Origin of the sequence: Arthrobacter sp. SO5, from assembly GCF_020532805.1 — a bacterium.
In the GTDB taxonomy this organism is placed as follows: domain Bacteria; phylum Actinomycetota; class Actinomycetes; order Actinomycetales; family Micrococcaceae; genus Arthrobacter.
The window spans coordinates 1-451 of sequence record NZ_MQTQ01000098.1 but is presented as its reverse complement, the minus strand read 5'-3'; the positions used below and the strand labels follow the sequence as shown (position 1 = coordinate 451).

The window sequence follows — 451 nt, the reverse complement described above, 5'->3', positions numbered from 1 at the left end:
TCGTGTTCGAGGAGATCGAGCTCCCGCCCGAAGAGACCGACTGGCAGTCGGCGATACGACGGCGGGCGGTATCCGCCCGACAGGTTCTCGCACGCCACCCGTGGGCGAACGGCCTAATGGAGTCGCGGACATCGCCGGGGCCTGCGAACCTTCGCCACCACGAAGCGGTCACCGCCTGCCTGCGGAGGGCTGGCTTCACGGTCTTGATGGCGACGCACGCCAACTGGTTGCTCGACAGCTATGTTTACGGTTTCGCCCTGCAGGAAGCCAGCCTGCCGTTCGACACGGCGGATGAGTTCGCGGACATGGGCGAGGACGTCTACTTGCCCCAGCTTCCTCCTGACGAGTTCCCCTACCTCAATGAGTCCGCCGCGGCGCTCGTCGCTGCCGGCTACGACCCGGCGGAGGAGTTCAACTTCGGCCTCGACCTCGTCCTAGCCGCCCTCGAGCC

1 protein-coding gene is annotated in these 451 nt (G+C 66.5%); it reads left to right on the top strand.

Annotation, left to right across the window (positions count from 1 at the left end):
* Nucleotides 1-2: 2 nt before the first annotated feature.
* Nucleotides 3-451, top strand: a 449-nt coding sequence (locus tag BJG92_RS17040; protein WP_232085171.1) for a TetR/AcrR family transcriptional regulator C-terminal domain-containing protein, incomplete at its 3' end; no start/stop codon positions are given.